This window comes from Hyphomicrobium sp. 802 (assembly GCF_000526135.1).
In the GTDB taxonomy this organism is placed as follows: domain Bacteria; phylum Pseudomonadota; class Alphaproteobacteria; order Rhizobiales; family Hyphomicrobiaceae; genus Hyphomicrobium_B.
The window spans coordinates 3,057,787-3,078,627 of record NZ_JAFM01000001.1; the positions used below are offsets into that span (position 1 = coordinate 3,057,787).

Consider the following 20,841-nt stretch of genomic DNA (forward strand, 5'->3'; position numbering starts at 1 on the left):
GTGGCCGTCCACCGCATCAGAAGGACGGCCGATTTCGATGCTTAGATCTCGCGAATGGCACCCCGAGAAGCGCTGGTCGCCATGCTGGCGTAGGCTTTCAGCGCCTTCGAAACCTTACGCGTTCGGGCTTCTGCAGGCTTCCAGCCGATCTGCTCCTGCGCGGCCCGACGCTTTGCCATTTCCTCATCGCTGATTGCGAGGTGGATGCGGCGCTCAGGGATGTCGATCTGAATCTCATCGCCTTCCTGCACCAACGCGATGGCGCCGCCGGCTGCCGCCTCCGGCGATACGTGGCCGATCGACAGGCCCGACGATCCGCCTGAAAAGCGCCCGTCCGTAACGAGGGCGCAAGCCTTGCCGAGGCCTTTCGATTTCAGATAGCTCGTCGGATAGAGCATCTCCTGCATGCCGGGCCCGCCACGCGGTCCCTCATAACGGATCAGCACGATATCGCCCGGCTTAACCCGGCCGCCGAGAATGTCGGACACGGCCGAATCCTGGCTTTCGAAAACGCGGGCACGGCCGGTGAACTTCAGGATGCTGTCATCGACGCCAGCGGTTTTCACGATGCAGCCCTCTTCGGCCAGATTACCGAACAGCACGGCCAGACCGCCGTCTTGCGAGAAAGCATGAGCCTTGTCGCGAATGACGCCCTTCGTGCGATCGATGTCGAGTTCGGCGTAGCGGCGATCCTGGCTGAATGCGACCTGCGTCGGCACGCCTCCGGGAGACGCGCGATAGAAATCGGCGACCGTCTCGCTGTTGGACTGCGCGACGTCCCAGTGCGACAGGGCCTCACCCAGGGTGGCGGCGTGAACGGTCGGAACGTCGGTGTGGAGCAGGCCCGCACGATCGAGTTCGCCGAGGATCGCCATGATGCCACCCGCGCGATGAACGTCTTCCATGTGCACGTCCGACTTCGCTGGCGCGACCTTGCACAGGCACGGAACGCGGCGCGAGAGGCGGTCGATGTCGCTCATCGTGAACGGCACTTCGGCTTCTTGCGCAGCGGCAAGCAAATGCAGCACCGTGTTCGTCGATCCGCCCATCGAAATGTCGAGGGTCATGGCGTTCTCGAAGGCGGCAAAGCCTGCAATGGTCCGCGGTAGCGCCGTCTCATCATTCTGCTCGTAATAGCGGCGGGTCAAATCGACGATGAGATGGCCAGCTTCAACGAACAAACGCTTGCGCCCCGCATGCGTCGCGACGATTGAGCCGTTGCCTGGCAGCGAAAGGCCGAGCGCTTCGGTCAAGCAGTTCATCGAGTTCGCGGTGAACATGCCCGAGCACGAACCGCACGTCGGACAGGCGGAACGCTCCATCGCCATCACGGCTTCGTTGGACACGCGATCGTCGGCGGCAGCAACCATGGCGTCGACGAGGTCGACTGCCATCTGTTTGCCGTCGTGGATGACCTTGCCGGCTTCCATCGGTCCACCCGAAACGAACACGGTCGGAATGTTGAGCCGCAGGCTCGCCATCAGCATGCCGGGCGTAATCTTATCGCAATTGGAAATGCAGACCATGGCGTCAGCGCAATGGGCATTGACCATGTATTCGACGCTGTCGGCAATCAGCTCACGCGAGGGGAGCGAATAGAGCATCCCGTCGTGACCCATGGCGATACCGTCATCGATGGCGATGGTGTTGAACTCTTTGGCGACGCCTCCGGCGCGCTCAATCTCGCGGGCGACGAGCTGCCCGAGATCCTTAAGATGCACATGCCCCGGAACGAACTGCGTGAACGAGTTCACGACGGCAATGATCGGCTTGCCGAAATCCTCGTCCTTCATGCCGGTTGCACGCCATAGGCCGCGCGCGCCAGCCATGTTTCTGCCGTGGGTGGTCGTCCTGGAACGATAAGGAGGCATATCGAGGGTCTTTCTCGTAATGGGCTCGTAAGGGTCGTTTGGAGATCAAGCGGACGATGGCTCGCCATCCGGGCCGCTTTTCGTGGGCTGGCCAATAGCATAACTGGCGCCGAATGCCGAAGATAACAGGGTCTCACGCCGAGCGCCAATGACGCAGAGGCGGTCACCCGCCCCCGCGAGAACTGCTTGGCGGCAGGCCCGAAAGCATTGCAGCGACGCCGCATTAAGCAGAAGCGTCCGGAAGGTCAAATTATATGCCGAATTTGCCGTCTGAGGCTCTGGGATTTGCGTGCCCTGCTCGGAAAATCCGTCCAGCCTTTTCGGACAGCGCCGACACGCTGGCGCAGCGTTGTGGGAGTGTGCACGGCGTCGGGCTAAAATCCGACTGCGAACGATGCTCGAGCAGACCAGCTTCTTGAAAATACGAGTTTCATGCGTTTTTATTTCCGGAATTCTCAGACTTAATTTTTTTATTTCATCGTTAATGACAAATCGGAATTTCAAATAGATTTCATGCATCTATTTTATCGACAAAGTATTCCAATACCCCACAATCGAAATTCAAAATAAAATACTTTTTTCTCTCTTGTGGCATCCGAGACGACGCACTGCAAGCGGACGATCTGAACTTGCCGCCGAATCAGCCAATCCAATAGTGATAAGCGATGATTAGTTGAATTACGATACGCTTGACGCATCATGCCGCCCCGCGCCCAAGTCTGACCTGGATCAGCCTCACTAAGGGGCTTTTCAATTTGGCGGCACAAATGTCATATCTGATTAAACGGCACCTTGTTATATATTGCCAAGTCAGTCTCAATTGAATCTTGTCCGCCCGTACATAGCCAGACAAGTTTCAATTCAGGTCGTGCATTGCTACATTTAAAATTGGACATAGATTTATGGCCAGTGATCCGCCACGTCCCGCCAAGCCGCAAAACGAGACTGACACCGTAGACGAAAAGCAATTGCAGGCTGTCCTTCGGGACGTGCCAGAGGGCGCTTTCGCGCTTGCCGGCACCGCGGTCGGCATTCTCGTGCTCGCCTACCTGTTCCTTTATTTCCTGGTCTTCCTGCCGCGCGGGCCGATTGGGTGAGCTGAGGCATGAGCGAACAGGACATCATCAAATCGGAAGAACGCTGGGGCATCGTTGCGGCATCGGCCGTCGGCATCATGCTGGCCGTCTTTGTCGTGACAAGCATCATGATGGCGATACGTCCGCCGAGCCACGTTGAGACAATCGATCCGACCACCCTCAGCACGAATAGCGAATTCGTCGCGAGCAACCTCGGGACCCAGGTCAATCCAGATGGTTCCGTCACCGTTCGCGTCATTGCGACGCAATTCGAATTCGTGCCGCGCTGCATTCCGGTTCCCGTCGGGCGGCCCGTCACGTTTCGCGTCACCAGCCCGGACGTGATCCATGGCTTCATCGTGGCGGGCACCAATGCCAACACGATGGTCGTGCCCGGCTACGTGTCGCAAGTCCGGACGGTTTTCAATTCGCCCGGCGATCATCTCATGCCCTGCCACGAATACTGCGGCTTGGGTCACAGCGAAATGTGGGCGCTCGTAAAGGTTCTCGACGACGCGCATTGGAAGCCCGATTCCCTTGGAAAGATGAGCTGTGAAGTATCGCGCTGAAAAACTGGTCGTCGCGCATCTCGTCGTCGCGTTCGTTGCGCTCGGCATCGCTGCCGTCCTCGGAGCATGGCAGATGACGGTCAGGAGCGGGATCAATCCGCCTTTGACATCGCCCACAACATACTTTGCGTCCGTCACTGCGCACGGCACGATCATGGCCTACGTCATGCCCACGCTATTCGCGATGGGATTTGGCTATTTCGTAGCGGTGACATCCCTTGACCGCCCATTGCCGAGCATGCGCTTGGCGTGGGCTGGATTCTGGGTCGCCGTCATTGGTATGGTTCTGGCGATCATTCCGATCGTCGCAGGAAAAGCGAGCGTGCTTTACACATTCTATCCGCCGCTCATCGGCGACTTTTCCTATTACTTCGGTGTGCTGCTGATCGTGGTCGGGTCATGGGCGTGGGTCGCGATCATGATCTGGGCCATGGCGCAATGGAAGCGCGAAAACCCGGGCAAGCCCGTTCCTCTCGTGATGTTCGCGACGGTCGCAAACGCGTACCTGTGGCTTTGGACGACTCTCGGCGTCGGCGTCGAAGTGATCTTCCAGCTCATCCCCTCGTCGCTCGGCTGGAGCCAAACGGTCGATGTCGGTCTGGCGCGAACCTTCTTTGCATGGACCCTGCATCCGATCGTCTATTTCTGGCTGCTGCCGGCCTACATCGCGTTCTACACGATTGCGCCGCAAGTGGCCGGCGGACGCCTTTACAGCGATATGATGGCGCGCATCAGCTTCGTGCTGCTCATTCTGTTCTCGCTGCCGGTCGGAATGCATCACCTATTCATGGATCCCGAGCACGGTGCCACATTCAAATTCCTGCAAGCGACACTGACGGCTCTCGTCGTGCTCCCGACGCTGCTGACCATCTTCACGATCAGCGCGTCGATGGAGATTGCCGGCCGACTGCGCGGCGGCAAAGGATTGCTAGGCTGGATTGCGGCATTGCCATGGGACCGGCCAATGGTTCTTGCCACGGGGCTGTCCTTCGTCCTGCTCGGCTTCGGCGGGTTCGGCGGCGTCGTGAACATGGCCTACGGCATGAACGCGATGGTGCATAATACATCGTGGGTGACGGCGCATTTCCATCTGATCTTCGGCGGCTCGGTCGTGATCATGTACTTTGCGACCACCTACCAGATCTGGCCGCTTCTTCTCCAGCGCCAGGGCTTCGATAATCGGCTGCTGCGGCTTCAGCTCTGGCTGTGGGCCATCGGCGTCGTCGTCACGACATTTCCGTGGCACATCCTAGGCCTGATGGGGCAGCCGCGCCGCGTGGCGACATTCGACTACTCCAATCCGGCGATGGCCGATTGGCAGCCTTGGACGCTGGTCTCGATGGTTGGCGGCTTCGTAATGCTGGCCGCAGCGCTGCTTTTCCTTTGGAACCTCGCGTCGATCTTCTTTGCTTCTCGGGTTCCGAGCCGGCAGATGCACTATGCGGTTGCAGTTTATCCGCCGAAACGGATGCCGAACGCGCTGAACGGATTCGGACTTTGGAACACCGTGACAGCCTTCCTGATGCTCGTAGCTTTCGGTTATCCGATCGCGCAGTTCTACCTGCTGGACGTGCATCCGGCGCTTATCCATCGCGTCGACATTGGAAACTAAGTCCATGGCAAGCGAACACGACCACGACTTACCGGATACGCGCGCTGAAGACCGCCTTTGGCGGCGTTGGGTTTTCATCGCCACGGGATCGTTCGTTGTCGCGAGCCTGCTGCTCGGTGCAATTCTGCTTCCCATTCGCGACAATCCCCAACTCGATCCGTGGGGTGCCATCTGCCGGGCGTTCGGCTTCGGCACCAACGTTGCCGGAACGGCAGCGAAGCCCGGCTCGGCCGCTTCGGACGTAACGTGGAGCGCCGCGACGAGAATAGCCTTGGAGAAAGGCGATCCGAAGCGCGGCTTCGACATCGTCAAGGACAATTGCTCGGCATGCCACGGCGAGAAGGGCCTTTCGATCGATCCGACGCAATTTCCAAATCTCGCCGGACAGTCTGAAGCCGCACTGTTCAAGCAGCTCAGCGATTTCAAATCAGGGTCGCGGGTGTCGGATATCATGGGGCCGGTGGCACAGGCTCTGACGGATCAGCAGATCGAAGACATCTCCGCCTATTTCGCCGGACAGAAGCCCGCGCCCGCCAGCGACAAGGCTCCAGAGGCGACTCTGGATCTCGTTAACATCGGCAATCCGGCGTTGGCGCTGCCCCCTTGCATTGCCTGCCATAACGACGTCGGCGGCGGCCCCGAGGGCGCGCCCCTGCTCTCTGGACAATCGCCGTCCTACCTCGAAGCCCAGCTGAAGAAATTTGCGAGCGGCGAGAGACACAACGATACATTTGCGCGGATGCGCTCGATCGCGAAAGATCTGACGGCCGAGCAAATGCATGCTCTGGCGCAATATTACGGAATGCCTTCAGAAGCGAAATAACCTCGCTTCGACAATAAGTTAAGATCGCATATCAGGTTGGAAAATCTGCCATTGCTCCCTGCGTTCCCGAACGCGCAGTAGAGATCCGCCGAGGTCCCTTCCCTAGACGGATGAGCATCGTTATATTCGTACGGCTATATCGAATAGCGGCAAGCCGTCCGAGATCCCCATGTTCGTTCGTCAGATGAGCTACCTGGTTGCGCTTGCTCGCGAGAAACATTTCACGCGCGCCGCCGAGAAATGCCACGTCACGCAATCGACGTTGTCGGCAGGACTGAAAGCGCTCGAACGCGAACTCGATATGCGCCTCGTGTTGCGGGGACCGCGTTTTATTGGCCTGACGCCCGAGGGCGAGCGCGTCGTCGCTTGGGCGTCGCAGATCATCTCCGATTATGAAAACCTCAAGCAGGACGTGGCGGGACTTCGCGAGGGCTTGAAGGGTACGTTACGCCTCGGCGTCATCCCGGCCGCGATGCCGGCCGTTGCAAAGCTCACGTCGCCGTTCTGTGCCCAGCACCCCGGCATCACGGTTGACGTCTTCTCGATGACATCGGCGGAGATTCAAGCAGGCATCGACAAGTTCGAACTCGACGCCGGACTTACTTATTTGGAGAACGAGCCATTAGCGAACGTCCGCAAGACGCCACTTTACCGCGAGCGTTATTTTCTCGTCACACACGTCGATAGTCCGTTGGCGCAGACCGATGCTATTTCCTGGAAAGAGGCCGTTACCGAGAACCTCTGCCTGTTGAACGAGAGCATGCAGAACAGACGCGTTCTCAATAAGCTCGCAGAGTCTCTCGGGCTGAAGCTCGCGCCTTCCGTTACCTCGAATTCATACCTCGCGATCTGTTCGCACGTCTGCAGCGGCGAGTGGTCGAGCATCATTCCACACACGTTTTCGTATATCTTCTGTGGCTGCAAAGAACTGGCGCTGGTCGAGCTTGTCGACCCGAAACATAGTCAATCGATCGGCCTTGTCGCCTCGAACCGCGACCCCCTCTCTCCCCTTGCGCATGCGCTTATCCGCTGCGCGTCGCGCCTGAACCAGGAAGACCTCTTCGCCCCTGCGCTCGTCGCGGCGGAATGATCGACCATATCGATCACCTCAGAAATCTCATTCGTTTGACCGTCCGGCCTGCAAGGCACGACAACTCGCGCGCTTGGTCGAGGAAGAGCTTTCAATAGCCGTCAGCCAAGCGAGGAAGCGCCAAGAGGAATGATGCTCGGGCTATTGAGAGAGCCCGCCATCCCGCCTCGCCGACAGATCGTCAGTCGTCCGGACACCTCCGGACGAAACGCTTGCTCATTGCCCTTTTTCAGAACGGAGTTTGAGATGGCTAAGATCGTATGTGTGCTCTACGACGATCCCGTAACCGGGTATCCGAAATCATACGCGCGCGACGACATCCCCACGATCACGAAGTATCCCGACGGACAGACGACGCCGACACCGCACGCCATCGATTTCGTTCCGGGCCACCTGCTCGGCAGCGTGTCGGGCGAACTCGGCCTTCGCAAATATCTTGAAAGCAACGGTCATACGCTCGTCGTGACGTCTTCGAAGGACGGGGCGAATTCCCAGCTCGACAAGGAACTGCACGACGCCGAGATCGTCATTTCGCAGCCATTCTGGCCCGCGTACATGACGGCCGAACGCATTGCCAAGGCACCGAAGCTGAAGATGATCGTGACCGCCGGTATCGGTTCGGATCACACCGATCTTCAAGCAGCGATGGATCGTGGCATCACCGTCGCCGAGGTCACGTACTGCAACTCGAACAGTGTTGCCGAGCATGTCGTCATGCAGATGCTCTCGCTCGTTCGCAATTACATCCCTTCGTACAACTGGGTGATCAAGGGCGGCTGGAACATCGCCGACTGCGTCGAACGCTCGTACGATATCGAAGGCATGCACGTCGGCACGGTCGCTGCAGGCCGCATCGGCCTGCGCGTGCTGCGTCTTCTGAAACCGTTCGACGTCAAGCTTCACTATATGGATCGCTACAAGCTTCCCGACGCGGTTGAGAAGGAACTAAACCTCACGCACCACACGAGCCTCGAAAGCCTGACGAAGGTTTGCGACGTCGTGACGTTGAACTGCCCGCTGCATCCGGAAACGGAGCACATGATCAACGACAAATCGCTCAAGAACTTCAAACGCGGCGCGTATCTCGTTAATACGGCTCGCGGCAAGCTCTGCGACCGCGATGCGATCGTGCGTGCTCTCGAAAGCGGCCAGCTTGCAGGATATGCGGGCGATGTGTGGTTCCCGCAGCCCGCACCGCAAGACCATCCGTGGCGGACGATGCCGCATCACGGCATGACCCCGCATATCTCGGGAACGTCGTTGTCAGCACAGGCGCGCTATGCGGCGGGCACGCGTGAAATTCTCGAGTGCTATTTCGAGAACCGTCCCATCCGCAACGAGTACCTGATCGTTCAGGGCGGCAAGCTCGCTGGCGTCGGCGCACATTCCTATAGCGCCGGCAACGCGACGGGCGGCTCGGAAGAGGCTGCTAAGTTCAAGAAAGCCTGAAGCGTCTCAAAGGAAGCGCCGTGAAAGCGGCGCTTCCGACGCGTTCTCATTCTGACGGAGACGGCGATGCGCAGGGAAGACCTGACGGAAAAGATACTCGATATCAAACGCGCGAAGGGTTGGACGTGGAAACACATCACGACCGAGATCGGCGGCGTGTCGCCCGTTCTCGTCGTTGGCGCGTTGCTCGGACAAATGAAACTCGTGAAGCCGCTCGCGAAGAAAGCTGCCGAACTGTTCGAACTGCCCGAAACCGAAGAGCGGATGCTGAACGAGGTCCCGTATCGCGGCATGCCGATGCCGCCAACTGATCCACTGCTCTATCGCTTCTACGAGCTTGTGATGGTCAACGGTCCGGCATGGAAGGCGTTGATCGAAGAGGAATTCGGCGACGGCATCATGTCTGCGATCGACTTCGATATGGATCTCGAACGCAAGCCGCACGCCAAGGGCGATCGCATCCGCCTGACGATGTCGGGGAAATTCCTGCCGTATAAATATTACGGCAACGAGCAGGGCATCGCGGAAACGGGCGTCAGGGAAGATTAAGACCTGCCCGCTCCTACCCACAGAAAAAGCCCCGGCCTGCCTTCAGAGATTTCGGCCGGGGCTTCTGATGGTCTGCATAGAGAGCGTCAGGGTGCGACGACTCGTCATAGTTGTCCAGCTACTCTTTTCTTCTCGCGCCGTCTCTCCACCGCTCATTGGCTTCTGCTGAAGACCGGCACAAGCGAGCCAGCGTACAAGTTCGGCTGCCTCGCGCCCGCCCGAATACGGCATCTTCTGCAATGACAGAGACAATCGGCGTATGCTAGGTCCGGCTCAGCTGGGAGCCTCATTTCGATTTAAAATTCCATATGCGCCTTTTCCCCTTCGGCCAGAAACGCAGACCGCTCAGATGGGCTGTTGCCGTCATCCGCGTTTATCGGGGGTCCCTGCGCAAGCTCCTCCGTGACAACACCTTTATCCTTGTCGTCGCGGCTGCGTGTGTCGGCGCGGCCAGTGGCGCTATCGCTTCGCTGATGATCCTCATCTCGGAAACCGCGCACCAATATCTCTTTGGGCTGAATGCGGGAGAGCGGCTCAGCTCGGCATTGGACCTCTCTCCCACCCAGGTGATCTTCATCGTAACCCTGGGCGGCGTTCTCGTGGGCGCAACGTACCTGCATCAATCGCGGCTCAGGCATGTGATCGTCGACCCGATCGAAGCCAATGCGCTTTACGGCGGCCGCATGTCGTTCAGGGACAGCGCGTTCGTGGCTTTGCAGTCGCTACTATCGAGCGGCTTCGGCCTGTCGCTCGGTATCGAAGGCGGCTTTACGCAGGCTGCCGGAGCCGTCGGCTCGAAAGTCGGACAATTCTTGAACCGTCGTCGTCACGACGTGCGCATGCTCGTCGGCGCAGGATGCGCAGGCGGCATTGCGGGGGCATTTGCGGCGCCGTTCGCAGGGGCCGCTTATGGCTTCGAACTCATCGTCGGCAGCTATACCGTCGCGACGCTGTCACCCGTTGTTGCGGCGGCCGTGGCGGGACATCTGGCGTCGCGACTTTTGGTCGGCCACTCCTATCACATTCCGCTCAATCCAAATGGCTTTGGCAGCGATGGTTACGCCATTCTGGCACTGTTTCTCGGCGTCGCTTGCGGACTGCTGTCGGTCGGTTTGATGCGCTGCGTGACGGGTGTCGAGCGCATATTCCGACAGAGCAAAATGCGTGACGTCTTCCGGCCATGGGCAGGCGGCCTGCTGGTCGGTTTAATGGCGATTTTCGTGCCGCATCTGCTCGGCTCCGGCCACGATGCGATGGCGCTGATCCTAAATAACGAATGGCCGGTAAAGCTGTTGGCCGTCGTACTGGCTGGCAAGATCGTGGCTTCAGCGCTGTCGCTCGGCTCGGGGTTTCGTGGCGGCCTGTTCTCGACATCGCTCTTCCTCGGTGCCGTCACGGGCGCCATTGCCGGAAACCTCGGCGTGATGGGCGGCGTCGTCGCGCCAAACGATGTGGCAATCATCAGCCTTGTCGGCATGGCAAGCTTCGGTGCTGCCGTCGTCGGAGCACCGATGGCGATGGCGCTGCTCGCGATCGAAGTTACCGGCGACTTGACGGTCGTCGAACCTGTTCTGCTCGGTGTTCTGGCGGCGACACTGACCGTCAGGCAAGTGTTCGGATACTCGTTCGCCACGTGGCGTTTTCACTTGCGCGGCGAAGCGATCCTCGGCGGCGAGGACGTCGGCTGGGCACGGCAGACGACGGCCCGCGATCTGATGCGGCGCGATTTGAATACCGTGCCGATCACCATGTCGCTCGCCGACTTTTGCGCACGCTTTCCCGTCGGCTCGACGAAGTACGTAGCGGTCGCGGACCAAAAGGCGGCGTACGTTGGCCTTCTTGATGTCGCCGCCTTGCATGTCGACCAATTGAACGACGATGCGGGTAGCACGCTGGAAGACCTGAAGTCGTCGCTTGAGCATAGCAATGACTGGGTGATGGCCTCGACGCGCTTCGACATGCTCGTGCATTTATTTGAACAGCGCGAAACAGAGCGACTGATCATCGTCGACAACGAAACGTCGAGGCACGCCTTGGGCTACATCACGGAAGCGTTCGCGCTCCGGCGCTATCGCCAGGAGCTCGAAGCCCGTCAGCGCGAGATCTTCGGCAACTAGCCGAGACCATATCGTCTATTCAACGGCCGCGAGCGGACCGCTATAGGGTGCGCGCTTGGCGCGTTCGGGATACGTCCCCTTCAGGCGAGCAGCAACGTAGCGCTGGATGAGCCAAACGGGTTCCTCGAGATGACTGAGGCGCCCCTGCACGACTTTCCGTGACGCTAACCCGCGCTGCACGCCGACGTTCACGAGCATGTCTTCCTTGTGAAAGTCGCTCAGCATCTTGGTTTCTGCGGCGAGTGTCTCAGCGTAGTCGGGCGCGGCCATCGCCGTCTTCGTGACGAGCGTCATCGTCTGCAGCTTGCACTTTCTGGCCGATAGCGGCAGCAGCCGATACCACAGCACGCGATCGTGCGTTGTCAGAAGCATGAAGCACGGAAAGCCGACATAAAGCCCCCATTCGACCTGATCCTCAATCGAAAGACCGGAGATCGGCGAAAAACCGGGTAGCGCTTCGCCTCTGGCCAGTGCCTCCTCCATCTCCTCGCGAATGCGTTCCTTGAAGGGAAGATGAGCGCGAATGAAATGTGGGTGCTCGGGCTCGCTCCAGGTGTTTTGGCCAGGCATCGTTCGATTGAGTGTTTCGGCGTGCGCACCGATGTGATGATAGGATTCCATCCAATTCTCGATCATCACCTTCCAGTTGAAGTCGCATTCCCAATTGAGGGCAATGACGACCTCCATGTCTTCCGTGTTCCATGGCGCGAGCATCGTCGCGAGGTCTTTATATTGCTCGGCGACCGGCGCAGCGTTGCCGTCGAAGTTGACGAAGACGAAGCCCTTCCAGACTTCGGTACGGAAACCCGCGAGCTGCCAGTCGTCCTTTTTGAAATCCTCGACGCGCTGCATGTGCGGACAGCCCTTGAGATGCCCATCGAGATCGAACGCCCAAAGATGGTAAGGGCACGTCAGACGCTTCGCGGTGCCACGGCGCGGAAAATCAAAGCCCTCCGGGATGATGTCCATAGAGCGGTGCGGGCAAACGCGCGACAGCACGTAGATCTGATCGCGTTCGTCGCGCGTCACGACCAGCGGTTCACCAAGCAGATCGACGGCGAGAAAGCTGCCTGACTCCTTGAGCTCGGAGACATGCGCGACGCAAAGCCAGCCGGTCTCAAGAACGCGCTTGGCTTCGAAAGCGAAATAGTCCTCGTCGGTGTACGCCGCTGGAGGAAACGTCACGGCACGGGCCAGCGGCTGCGCGGCCGCCTGCTCGATTTTAGCGGTGATCGTCGCGAGCTTGTCGGCAATTGTTTCCGTCGAGGAAAAATCGACGATATTTGAAGGGGACATGGAATTTCGATCCTTTCCCGGGAGGTCGAATTCGACTGTTGAAGGCGCGCGCATCATCAGCGCTCGGGCTGAGGCCGGGAACCCATCGCTTTACAATCTGTGACATAAATAGAATTTATGAGTGGGTTGGTTCGATCAAGAGTGGTGTCGCATTGGCTGTGCGGAAAAAGACGATCTCGCCGGGCGCCTCGCTTTTCAGGCGCTTGGACCTAAATTTACTGAAGGTTTTCCGCGAAATATGCCGCTCGGAAGGCATCGGCTCGGCGGCCCGAAGGCTCAACCTGCAGCAACCGACGGTGAGCCTGGCTCTTCGCCGTCTCGAAGAGCACGTTGGTGAAAAACTATGCCTTCGAACACCGCGGGGTATCGAGCTGACGGCGGCGGGGCACGTCCTGGCCAAGTTTTGCGACACCCTTTTCGACTCCGTCCAATCCCTGCCCAACGATATCGCCAGGACGTCCGGCGACGTGCAGGGCCTGCTCACGATCCGCACCGTCTCAGGCGTTGTCTCGCCGGAACTCGATGCAACGCTCGATACGATGCGGCGGCGTCACCCTGGCATCCGCCTGAAGATCGAAGTTGCACCTTGTCCGATCGTCGTCGAGGCCTTGGCCAAGGGCCGCGCGGAAGTCTGCATTTCTTTCGATGCCGCGCCGCGCGCCGAACTGCTTTACGAGCCACTGGTGCGCGAATTTCAGCAGCTCTACTGCGCTCGCTCCAGCCCGCTCTATGGTGCGACGGTCAACCGTCCGGAAGTGCTTGCCACCGAACGCTTCGTTGTGACCGGCACGGATGAGCCGATGGAAGTGAAGAATTTCCGCCTGCGTTATGGACTGGGACTGAGACCGTCAGGCGAAGCGGAAAACCTGGATGAAGCCAAGCGCATGATCCGCATGGGCGTCGGACTTGGCTTTCTGCCGACCATTCTCGTCTCACGCGAGGAACGCGATCACCTCTGGCCTTTGCTGCCGTCGGCGACGCTGCCGAATTACTGCCTCTACCTGATCACGCATCCCGAGACACAACAGACCGTGCCGACGCAGATTTTTCTACGCGAAATTCGGCGACGGCTGTCGGCTCGCGGCGGAGCAATTTAGCGCCGAGACCGGGGCAGCACATCGCCAAGCACCATCTGGCGGCCCCCCTTCGATACTTCGCGGCCTGTGGATAGCCCCCTCGTCTGAGCCATGCGGTGGCGCGCACATGCCACACTCTCGCCACAAGTGCGCGTCGACGCGGGCTGAACGGACGGATTAGGGTTGTACTGACATGGCGCGAATGCAGTATCGCCGGACCCGGAGCACAACGGATCACAATTTCTTCGGGGCGAACGTATTGCGGAAAAGGGGGACAATGTGAGGAAACTGCTTTCGATCATCGCGCTCAGCTGCGCGATGGCCTTGGCATTCGGCGCTTACGCACCCGGTGCGCGCGCCGGTGCGCTAACGAGCGGCGTGCTGGCGCTGAAAGGCGATCAGGCCAATCTTATCGAGAAGGCCCGCTACCGCTGCTGGTGGCGGAACGGATATCGCCATTGCGGCTACCGTCGCGGATGGCGGCATCACTACGGATGGCGTCACCGCTATTGGCGTCATCGTTACTACCGTCGCCATCACAGCGTATACCGGCGCCACTATTACTATAATTCCTATCGCCGCCCGTCCGCCTACCGCTATCGTCCGGGCTATTGCATCGGCCTGTGCTGGTGGTGACCACATCTGACGAACGAACAGCGCCGGAGGATCTCCGGCGCTTTCATTTTTTGACGTCGGCGGAGCAAATTGGAAACGAACGGCAACGTCCGCTGCGCCGCGCACAGCGAAGCTTGGCCATTGCAATTGGGGAAATTCAGTGGCTGCCTGTCGCGGGCCATCGGCGCGGACGGCAAAATTCATCAATAAAAACAGGCGTAAATTGCAATTCCGCGATCGTTATTACAGCTCTTGACGATGGCGGCGCGTCGCCGTCCAATGTTGCAGCGCGGAAGTTGCGCGAGACGGGGAACCTCTGATGGCTTTCTTGAAGGGAATTTGCGCGTCGCGCGACGCGGGGGACGGATTGCGAATATTGATGGAGCGTACCGGACTTTTTCTCATCGCCCTAATTGGCCTTACCGCCCTCGTTTGCGGCACGGCATCAGCGGCGGACAACACCTACGGCGGCTTTGGTCCCGAAGGGCCGCGCATGCGCGAGCAGCTTTGGATCCTGCCAAGCGGTGAAACCGGACGTTCGCTGCGCGCGACCCTTTTTCGACCAGAGGACGATCCTAAAGCGCCGGGCAAACAGTTTCCGCTCGTCGTCATCAATCACGGCACTGATGAATCCACGCGCCTCGCCGTTTCGATGCCGGTTTATTATTGGCTGTCGCGGTGGTTCGTCGAGCGTGGGTATGCCGTCATCCTTCCGCAGCGCCGCGGCCACGGCGCGACGGGCGGCCAACTGTCGGAGGCCGTCGGTACGTGCGCCAATCCCAATCACTATGAGTCCGGCAACATCGCCGCCGACGACATCGTGGCGACGATCAACTACATGACGGCACAGCCCTTTATCGCCAAGCGCGGCGCCATCGTCGCCGGCATCTCGACCGGCGGATGGGCATCGCTGGCCGTTGCGGCTCGCAACCTTCCGCAAGTCCAAGCCATCGTGAATTTCGCCGGCGGACGCGGTGGGCACGCATATGGCCAGCCGAATGCGATCTGCGGTGAAAGCGATCTTCTGTCGGCAGCGCATTTCTACGGCGAGACGGCACGCGAGCCGACGATCTGGTTCTATTCCGAAAACGACAGCTATTTCGGACCTAACCTCGCCGTGAAACTCGCGCACGCCTGGAGCAGCGGGGGAGGCGACGTCGAGGAACACATCCTGCCGCCCTACGGCTCTGACGGGCACACGATTGCTGACGATCGCCAGGGCTGGGACATCTGGGGTGCGAGCCTGGACCATTTTCTGACGACGGTTCGCGGCAGCGAGATGCAGGTTGCAGGGGAGCCCGCCGAGCAACCTGCGACGGCATTGGCAACTTCGGCCATTGCAACAACCGGCGCAACGCGATAGCGACCGCACAACAGGCCGTTCCTCTCACTGGGACGGTCTGTCATTGATCCAGCGCTATCGACAAGATGCGTGCTGCGATTTAGCGTAGCTAAACATTCTTGCGTGTGAAGAGTTGTCGCCCGCCGTGCAAGCGTGGCCTTTTGGAATGCAATGACGTTGATCCTCGTGCGGCAACAAACTCAAAGTCCGGTAATTTCAAGCTATGGCCGCTAGACCCCGAAGTGCCGTTGTATCGGCTCTGGCGGTTGCGATGAGAGACCTCGGATTAGGGTCTTCAACCGTCCTCAAGATCGGCGTTCTCGCGCCTCTTACAGGCCCGCTGAAGGCGTGGGCGGTTCCTGGATTTAACGGCAGCCTCATCTGGACCGAGCGCGTGAATGCAGCCGGCGGACTGAAAGTCGGCGGCCGCCGCTACATGCTCGAACTGGTGCCTTACGACACGATGTATCAGCCGGACCGCGCGCTTCAGGGCGCCAAGAAGCTGATCGTCGAAGAAGGCGTCAAACTCATCCTGATGATCGGCGGCAACGATCTCACGACGGACGTTCGCAGGCTGATCAAGCAGCATCGCATGCTCGTCGCGACGCTGTTGCCGAGCGATCTGTCTCCCGACGCGCCAACCCTAGTTGCGCCGAGCGAAGTGCATCCGATCTATAACGTCACGGGTGTCGAGTGGCTCAAGAGGACGTATCCCGGCATCAAGACAGCGGCCCTGTGCGCGCAGCGCGATCTGCTCGGCCTGCCGTCGATCGCGACCTATCGGGCGGCCTTCGAGGCGGCCGGCATTGAACTCGTTGCGGAGCACCTGTTCGAGCCGGATACGAGCGATTTCGGTCCGATCGTCGATAAGTTGATGGCGAAGAACCCAGACATTCTATGCTGGGACACGGCCTACGAGCCGTTCGTCCATGCGCTGACGATCGAAGCCTTCAAACGCGGCTTCCGCGGCCGGCTGCTATCGTGCACGTGCGACAACTATGAGGAGCTGATCCGGCGGACGAGCAGCGATTTCATGGAAGGTTTCGTCTTTCAGTTCCCTGATTTCGACGATCCGCGCCTCAACGAAGGGCATATCAATTTCGAAGATCCCGGCACCTTCTACGATGAATTCTGCCGGCGCTTTCCGGGCACATGGAGCGCGGTGTCGTGGGAATACGCCTCGACGCTCGAGCTTTGGAAATCTGCCGTGCAGCGCGCCCGCGCGTTCGAGCCCTTCTCAGTGCTCGCCGCCATGAAGATCGGCGGCATCGGCCAGCACGCGTTTGGCGAAGCGCGATGGTGGGGCAAGGATCTGTTCGGCATCGACAATGCGCTCGTCGGCGATTGGCCGGTCGTCGCCATCGTTGACGGCAAGGCACGCATCCAGGAGTTCGGTTCGATTGCCGACTGGTGGGCGAAGAACCGCTCGTTGCTCGTCAAGCATATGCGCGCGCTTGATCTGATGTGGGACCAGCGTGAGCATTTGGCGGCGTCGGCGGAAACGCTCGAACGCCTGACCGCTCAGGATTCGTAGATCATATCTTCGTGGGCGTTCGCCACGTAAAGCTTGATGATCTCGACGGCCGTCTCGACGTTGCGCCGAGCAATAGCATCGTAAAGCGAGCGAAACATCAGCTGGATGCTCTTGATCTTGGCGGGCGTCAGCGCCTGCCGCCTAGCGGCCGCCCATTGCGGATGGCGACGAACTTCATGGAGGATCGCGTACATCGCGACGATGAGCGAATTATGCGTGCCGCGCGCGATCGTCATCATGAATTCTTCTTCAAGCGCAGCAAACATTTCGGCTTCGGTGACGATGGCTTCGAGGCGCTGAAGCTGACTCTGGAGATCGGCGATATCGCGCGTCGACATATAGATCGTCGCAAGGCGCGTCATCTCGGGCGCGAGAATGGAGCCAGCGACGTTCATGGCGAAGGGCGAGGCCGTCTCGGCAAGCTGATCGACGTTGATATGCGACGAGGAGTGTCCCGCCGCGTTGCCGTTCGCATGTGGCTTTCGCTGATATGAAACGAACGTACCGCTGCCGGGGCGACGCGAAACAATGCCGTAAACAGATAGAAATTCGAGCGCCTGACGGATCGTGGCGCGGCTATCGCCGAACGCTTCTGCGAGGTCTCGTTCGGCGGGGATTCGCGTTCCGAACGGAAATTCTCCCGATGCGAGCCGCCCGAACAGACGTGTCGCAATCTCCTTGACCCGCGGCGTGACGAGCGGGTGACGCGAGACGTCATCGATCCAAGGCGGTGTTTCGAAGTCGTAGGTATCAGACATCATTCAAACTCAAGCTGCTGGTTCGGATCGGCGGCGTCGCAAGCGTCGTCAGCGGAACGATCGATCGCCTCTAAAATCGTGGGTGCGAGAAGTGCGGTCAGCGCCACGGCGCTTTCCAAATTTGCGCACGCCTCGGAAAGCGCGGCCGACAACGTCAGCTGACGCGTGGAAATATCGTAGAGTTTGTCGGCATAAATCGCGTAGATATCAGCGTCGCCGTTCGGCTCGATGCAAGCCGAGAGCAGTCGCGCTTCCGGCGCCGTATAGCCGAGCACGTCCCGCAAGGTCGCCCTCAACGCGGCCGCACGCTCCGCGGTGCATGCGGCGTCTGGCGTTCGGCGACCGATCAGCGTGCGGTTGAATTGGGTGATCGCGAGAGCCGCTTCTGCGAGACGGCGATATCGCTCCCGTTGCGCGCCCATCAAAACGTCCGGCGCCTTTGCGGCGAGACGGAAATGAAAAGACGAACTTGCGCCGCCCATCGGCACTTCGAGCGTGGCGACGCCGGCGATGACATTGCGCCAAGTTAGCTCGGCCTCCTCGAAGCAGTTCCCAGCTTCGTGCTCGTGCCCGAGAAGCAGGCGCGCAGCGCCAGCGTTGGATCGACAGACGGCGCGCAGGGAATCGAATTCGCTTTGCTCCACAGCCAACACGGCGTCGGCTTCGAGCCAGCAACGCGCAGCCTCTTCGGTCCGGGCGCGCGATATCCGATCGAACCCGCTCACCGTCGATTCCACCCACAAATTCCGAGGCTTGCTGGCTGCTGCGCTTCGCATCTCGATTGCGAAAATCCTTCGCTATCCCACTCCCATGACACAGCAATCGCTCTTTGTTGACCAAAATGCAACCGCATTTGACCAAAAATACCCAATTTGGTTTCGCAACTGCGATAACCGCGGTAACATCTAAGTATTGCGGTAAAATATGCCTTTTGTGCCTGCGAAATAGTCAATTAGCGTTTCTTGATGGTGATTTTTTTGACTTGCGGGTAATCCGCCTTCGCCTAACATGGCCACCGTTGGGCAATTGCGGTGTTTTCTGGTTTAAATTGGTTTCCGGACGTTTCGTCCGGTTGCATCAAACCAAGCCCGCGCCCGACGGCAGTCCGCCGCTCTTTCGGCTTCGATCGGCAAAGGCCCCCAAGGGCTTGAGCCGCGAAACCGGGAGGTGCTCGTTTTTCATCAACCGATAAGGCTCAATCGGGAGAGAACATGGCAACAGAAACGGGAACGCTTACTGCGGACGGGCCAAGCGCCACGTCCGGTCAACTTGTTAGGGCGATCGATTGGAGAGGTGCGTTTTGGGTCGCCAGCGGCGTCCCGGCTCTCGTCCTTTTCTCGATCGGCGGTATCGCGGGCGTTGCGGGAAAGGTCGCCTTTCTCGTGTGGTTCGTGTCGATGATCATGGGATTCATTCAATCCTTTACCTACGCAGAAATCGCCGGTCTCTTTCCGAACAAATCAGGCGGCGCTTCGGTCTACGGCGCGGCCGCCTGGGTGCGTTATTCCAAGCTCATCGCACCGCTCTCCGTCTGGTGTAACTGGTTTGCCTGGTCGCCCGTGCTGTCGCTCGGATGCTCCATTGCCGCCGCTTACATTCTCAACGCACTGGCTCCCATCCCGCCGGCAGATGCGCCGCAAGTGGCAGCCTGGATCAGTGCGCACGCAGGTTCGATCCCGGCCGATTCTCCGCGTATCGCCGAATGGCTTGCTGCCAACCACGGTAAGACCGCGGCCGATGCAATTAGCGCTTTGCTCTCGACGGATGCCATCGCGGCGCTGACGCCTGCAATTCGCAACTGGTCGGCGTTCCACGGCACGCTCGGACCGGTGTCGTTCTCGTTCAATGCCGCGTTCTTCATCGGCGCGGTCCTGATGCTGATTACCTTCGCCATTCAGCACCGGGGCATTCTCGGCACTGCAAACGTACAGAAATACATCGGCCTCGCGGTCATCATCCCGATGCTGATCGTCGGCGTCGTGCCGATCATCACCGGCCAGATCGACTGGTCGAACTTCACGCCTCTTGAACCCTTGAAAGCCGCGTATGCGCCGGACATGGGCTCTTGGGATATCGGCGGATGGACGCTGATCCTCGGCGCGATGTTCATCGCGGCGTGGTCAACCTACGGCTTCGAGACGGCGGTTTGCTACACGAGCGAGTTCCGCAATCCCGGCACCGACACGTTCAAGGCAATCTTCTATTCGGGTCTCCTCTGCCTCGTGCTCTTCACGCTGGTGCCCTTCACGTTCCAGGGCGTCCTCGGCTTGTCGGGCATGCTTGAGCCGTCGATCGTCGATGGTTCGGGCGTCGCGGCGGCAATGGCCAACATGGTGGGTCACGGCAGCGCGTTCGTCACGAACCTGCTCGTCATGCTCATGATCCTTGCCCTCATGCTCTGCCTGATGACGGCGATGGCGGGTTCCTCGCGCACGCTCTATCAGGGCTCGCGTGACGGCTGGCTGCCGCGTTACCTCAGCCACGTCAACGAGCACGGTGCACCGACGCGCGCGATGTGGACCGATCTCGTGATTAACCTCGCAGTCCTGGCGATTGCCTGCGCGGATGCCACGAGCTTCTTCTTCATCCTCGCCGTCTCGAACTGCGGTTACATCATCTTCAACTTCCTGAACCTCAACTCGGGCTGGCTGCATCGCATCGATAACGCCGACGTTCCGCGTCCGTGGCGGGCGCCGACGTGGGTGCTTGCCATCGGCGCGGTGTTCGCTTTCGTGAACGCCGTGTTCATGGGAGCAGGCGCGAAGGTGTGGAATCCGTCGGCTCTGTGGGCCGGCCTGTTCACGGCAGCGTTGATCATCCCGGTCTTCTGCTTCCGCCACTACGTGCAGGACAAAGGCGTTTTCCCGGCGCACATGCTGGAAGACCTCGGACTGCACGAAGCTGACTTCAAGAAAAAGAAAGCCGGCGCGCTGCCCTACATCGTGCTCGTAGCCGGTTTCCTTGTGGTCCTGGCTTCCAACTGGTTCTTCCAGTTGCCCGCCTAAAGAAAGAGCGGACCGGAGCGGTTCACATCGCCGCTCCGGTCTGGTCAAATCGCTTCCGG

17 protein-coding genes are annotated in these 20,841 nt (G+C 59.7%); 13 read left to right on the plus strand and 4 right to left on the minus strand.

Translation table 11 applies throughout. The annotated features are described in order from the left end of the window. Nucleotides 1–41: 41 nt before the first annotated feature. Entirely contained in the window at nt 42–1,871 is a 1,830-nt protein-coding gene (gene ilvD, locus HYP802_RS0115645; protein WP_013948328.1) for a dihydroxy-acid dehydratase, read from the minus strand. A 902-nt stretch (nt 1,872–2,773) separates the two neighbouring features. On the opposite strand from ilvD, the gene HYP802_RS0115650 reads away from it, so the two are divergent. The 8 genes from HYP802_RS0115650 (at nt 2,774) to HYP802_RS0115685 (ending at nt 11,156) form a co-directional block, all read left to right on the plus strand. Then, entirely contained in the window at nt 2,774–2,968 is a 195-nt protein-coding gene (locus HYP802_RS0115650; protein WP_013948330.1) for a hypothetical protein, read from the plus strand. 8 nt (nt 2,969–2,976) lie between these two features. After that, entirely contained in the window at nt 2,977–3,516 is a 540-nt protein-coding gene (locus tag HYP802_RS0115655) for a cytochrome c oxidase subunit II (RefSeq protein ID WP_013948331.1), read from the plus strand. Next, a complete protein-coding gene (locus tag HYP802_RS0115660; RefSeq protein ID WP_024276107.1) occupies nt 3,500–5,128 on the plus strand; it encodes a cbb3-type cytochrome c oxidase subunit I in 1,629 nt (542 codons plus the stop codon). Before HYP802_RS0115655 ends, HYP802_RS0115660 begins: the two co-directional genes overlap by 17 nt. A gap of 4 nt (nt 5,129–5,132) precedes the next feature. Then, nucleotides 5,133–5,951, plus strand: coding sequence for a c-type cytochrome (locus tag HYP802_RS22970; RefSeq protein WP_024276108.1), 819 nt, complete (start codon nt 5,133–5,135; stop codon nt 5,949–5,951). A gap of 169 nt (nt 5,952–6,120) precedes the next feature. Further along, nucleotides 6,121–7,041 carry a LysR family transcriptional regulator gene (locus HYP802_RS0115670; RefSeq protein WP_013948334.1) on the plus strand — a complete coding sequence of 307 codons (921 nt, stop codon included), beginning with the start codon at nt 6,121–6,123 and terminating at the stop codon, nt 7,039–7,041. Nucleotides 7,042–7,287: 246 nt separating this feature from the next. Then, complete coding sequence (locus HYP802_RS0115675) at nt 7,288–8,490, plus strand: NAD-dependent formate dehydrogenase (protein WP_024276109.1); 1,203 nt, start codon at nt 7,288–7,290, stop codon at nt 8,488–8,490. A 66-nt stretch (nt 8,491–8,556) separates the two neighbouring features. Further along, nucleotides 8,557–9,039 (plus strand): cyanase, encoded by a 483-nt coding sequence (gene cynS, locus HYP802_RS0115680; RefSeq protein ID WP_024276110.1) that lies wholly within the window; start codon nt 8,557–8,559, stop codon nt 9,037–9,039. A 308-nt stretch (nt 9,040–9,347) separates the two neighbouring features. Continuing rightward, complete coding sequence (locus HYP802_RS0115685; protein WP_024276111.1) at nt 9,348–11,156, plus strand: chloride channel protein; 1,809 nt, start codon at nt 9,348–9,350, stop codon at nt 11,154–11,156. A gap of 15 nt (nt 11,157–11,171) precedes the next feature. Here HYP802_RS0115685 and HYP802_RS22460 read toward each other — a convergent pair whose 3' ends face one another. Further along, a complete protein-coding gene (locus HYP802_RS22460; RefSeq protein WP_013948338.1) occupies nt 11,172–12,452 on the minus strand; it encodes an aromatic ring-hydroxylating dioxygenase subunit alpha in 1,281 nt (426 codons plus the stop codon). A gap of 158 nt (nt 12,453–12,610) precedes the next feature. Here HYP802_RS22460 and HYP802_RS0115695 point away from each other — a divergent pair, with 158 nt between their 5' ends. The 4 genes from HYP802_RS0115695 (at nt 12,611) to HYP802_RS0115715 (ending at nt 17,019) form a co-directional block, all read left to right on the plus strand. Continuing rightward, entirely contained in the window at nt 12,611–13,549 is a 939-nt protein-coding gene (locus HYP802_RS0115695; RefSeq protein WP_244421045.1) for a LysR family transcriptional regulator, read from the plus strand. Between the two features lie 258 nt (nt 13,550–13,807). Beyond that, a complete protein-coding gene (locus HYP802_RS0115700; RefSeq protein WP_013948341.1) occupies nt 13,808–14,164 on the plus strand; it encodes a hypothetical protein in 357 nt (118 codons plus the stop codon). A 298-nt stretch (nt 14,165–14,462) separates the two neighbouring features. Beyond that, nucleotides 14,463–15,506 (plus strand): CocE/NonD family hydrolase, encoded by a 1,044-nt coding sequence (locus HYP802_RS0115710; RefSeq protein ID WP_013948342.1) that lies wholly within the window; start codon nt 14,463–14,465, stop codon nt 15,504–15,506. 250 nt (nt 15,507–15,756) lie between these two features. Beyond that, entirely contained in the window at nt 15,757–17,019 is a 1,263-nt protein-coding gene (locus HYP802_RS0115715; RefSeq protein ID WP_244420886.1) for an ABC transporter substrate-binding protein, read from the plus strand. On the opposite strand, the gene HYP802_RS0115720 is transcribed toward HYP802_RS0115715, so the two are convergent. Together HYP802_RS0115720 and HYP802_RS0115725 are read right to left on the minus strand one after the other, a co-directional pair. After that, complete coding sequence (locus HYP802_RS0115720) at nt 17,007–17,780, minus strand: GntR family transcriptional regulator (protein ID WP_029671030.1); 774 nt, start codon at nt 17,778–17,780, stop codon at nt 17,007–17,009. The genes HYP802_RS0115715 and HYP802_RS0115720 overlap by 13 nt on opposite strands. Then, nucleotides 17,777–18,502 (minus strand): hypothetical protein, encoded by a 726-nt coding sequence (locus HYP802_RS0115725; RefSeq protein ID WP_155831247.1) that lies wholly within the window; start codon nt 18,500–18,502, stop codon nt 17,777–17,779. The genes HYP802_RS0115720 and HYP802_RS0115725 overlap by 4 nt, the downstream gene beginning before the upstream one ends. Nucleotides 18,503–18,988: 486 nt before the next feature. On the opposite strand from HYP802_RS0115725, the gene HYP802_RS0115735 reads away from it, so the two are divergent. After that, nucleotides 18,989–20,782 (plus strand): APC family permease, encoded by a 1,794-nt coding sequence (locus tag HYP802_RS0115735; RefSeq protein WP_013948346.1) that lies wholly within the window; start codon nt 18,989–18,991, stop codon nt 20,780–20,782. Nucleotides 20,783–20,841: the final 59 nt, after the last annotated feature.

Coding starts and splice junctions, on each gene's coding strand:
- HYP802_RS0115710 (WP_013948342.1), top strand. CDS start 14,463: ATGGCTTTCTTGAAGGGAATTTGCGCGTCGCGCGACGCGGGGGACGGA.
- HYP802_RS0115685 (WP_024276111.1), top strand. CDS start 9,348: ATGCGCCTTTTCCCCTTCGGCCAGAAACGCAGACCGCTCAGATGGGCT.
- HYP802_RS0115655 (WP_013948331.1), top strand. CDS start 2,977: ATGAGCGAACAGGACATCATCAAATCGGAAGAACGCTGGGGCATCGTT.
- HYP802_RS0115650 (WP_013948330.1), top strand. CDS start 2,774: ATGGCCAGTGATCCGCCACGTCCCGCCAAGCCGCAAAACGAGACTGAC.
- ilvD (WP_013948328.1), bottom strand. CDS start 1,871: ATGCCTCCTTATCGTTCCAGGACGACCACCCACGGCAGAAACATGGCT.
- HYP802_RS0115735 (WP_013948346.1), top strand. CDS start 18,989: ATGGCAACAGAAACGGGAACGCTTACTGCGGACGGGCCAAGCGCCACG.
- HYP802_RS22970 (WP_024276108.1), top strand. CDS start 5,133: ATGGCAAGCGAACACGACCACGACTTACCGGATACGCGCGCTGAAGAC.
- HYP802_RS0115715 (WP_244420886.1), top strand. CDS start 15,757: ATGAGAGACCTCGGATTAGGGTCTTCAACCGTCCTCAAGATCGGCGTT.
- HYP802_RS0115670 (WP_013948334.1), top strand. CDS start 6,121: ATGTTCGTTCGTCAGATGAGCTACCTGGTTGCGCTTGCTCGCGAGAAA.
- HYP802_RS22460 (WP_013948338.1), bottom strand. CDS start 12,452: ATGTCCCCTTCAAATATCGTCGATTTTTCCTCGACGGAAACAATTGCC.
- cynS (WP_024276110.1), top strand. CDS start 8,557: ATGCGCAGGGAAGACCTGACGGAAAAGATACTCGATATCAAACGCGCG.
- HYP802_RS0115720 (WP_029671030.1), bottom strand. CDS start 17,780: ATGATGTCTGATACCTACGACTTCGAAACACCGCCTTGGATCGATGAC.
- HYP802_RS0115675 (WP_024276109.1), top strand. CDS start 7,288: ATGGCTAAGATCGTATGTGTGCTCTACGACGATCCCGTAACCGGGTAT.